The organism is Neobacillus drentensis, from assembly GCF_036962765.1.
Classification (GTDB): Bacteria; Bacillota; Bacilli; order Bacillales; family Cytobacillaceae; genus Neobacillus; species Neobacillus drentensis_C.
The window spans coordinates 1-1,423 of record NZ_JBALOS010000371.1 but is presented as its reverse complement, the minus strand read 5'-3'; the positions used below and the strand labels follow the sequence as shown (position 1 = coordinate 1,423).

Here is a 1,423-nt window from a genome sequence, read left to right as displayed (position 1 = left end):
ATATGATATAGCTATTGCTTATGATGGACCAATGGACTTCATAAGCTATTTTATTTTAAAGAAAATAAAAGCAAAAAAGAAAATCCAATGGATTCATTTTGATGTCACTAAAATTGGATTTAATTCACAATTTGCTGCTAAAGTATATGGTCATTATGATAAGGTTTTTGTTGTTTCAAAGGAAGCAAAAGAGAAGTTGGTAAATATGGTGCCGACTATAAAAGATAAAACAGAGGTTTTTTCAAATATTGTTTCATCAAAGTTAATATTAAACCAATTAAAAAAAGGGAAGGGCTTTAAAGATACATTTAACGGCTTAAGGATCTTAACGGTTGGTAGACTAACTATAGAAAAAGGACAGGATTTGGGAATTAAAGTATTAGCTAGATTAATTGACGAAGGTTACAATGTGAAATGGTACTGTGTAGGAGAAGGAAATTTAAGAGGAAATTATCAAAAGTTAGTAGGTAAGTATAATCTACAAGAAACATTTATTTTTCTAGGTTCAGATCCTAATCCTTATCCTTACATCGATCAATGTGATATTTATGTTCAACCATCGAGACATGAAGGTTACTGCATATCGCTTGCGGAAGCTAGGTGCTTAGGTAAGCCTATTGTTACTACCGAATTTACTGGAGCAAGAGAACAGATAAAAAATGGTGAAACTGGAATAATTGTTGGAGTAAATGAAGATGAGATATACAACGCAGTAGTAAATTTGATAAATAATTATGATTTACGTATGAAGTTTTCAAATAACTTGGTAAAGGAAAAATTTGACTCCTCAATAGAAGTAAAGAAGCTAAGTAGTATTTAATAAGATTGTTATTTAAATTTTTCCTAATTCATAATACGCAAATAATAAAAAATAACAGTAAGATAAATACATTTTTAGAACTTTGACCCACTATGAATTTAAAATAGAAAGAGGAGTAACGTTGAATACTATAAGTATAATTGTCCCAATTTATAATGTAGAACAATTTTTACCTAACTGTATAGATTCTATTTTAATACAGTCATTCACCGATTTTGAACTTATACTTGTAAATGATGGGTCTACTGATAGAAGTGGTGAAATATGTGACTTATATGCAAGAATGGATAATCGGATAAAAGTGATACATAAGCCAAACGGTGGAGTATCTTCAGCTCGTAATAAAGGCATTGATATCTCTAAAGGAAACTATATAGCATTTGTAGACCCAGACGATACTATTGAACCAAAAATGTATGATGTTTTATTACAATCAGCACTAAGATATAAGGCCGATATTGTTGTTTGTCCTTATAAAGCGATAAATTTAATCGATAACACGGTGACTATTTCATCTGTTTGGAAGAATGTTAATTGTGCTTTGAGTAAAGAAAAAATCAACCAATATCTTCTGCCGTTGATATTGGTTGATAAGACATATAG

At 30.0% G+C, this 1,423-nt stretch carries 2 protein-coding genes; both read left to right on the top strand.

Annotated elements, in window-relative coordinates:
• Nucleotides 1-31: 31 nt before the first annotated feature.
• The gene (locus V7137_RS29665; RefSeq protein ID WP_335701387.1) at nucleotides 32-820 is read left to right on the top strand and encodes a glycosyltransferase; all 789 of its coding nucleotides are present in this window, start codon (nucleotides 32-34) and stop codon (nucleotides 818-820) included.
• Between the two features lie 121 nt (nucleotides 821-941).
• A partial coding sequence (locus tag V7137_RS29660; protein ID WP_335701386.1) for a glycosyltransferase occupies nucleotides 942-1,423 on the top strand: 482 nt, incomplete at its 3' end.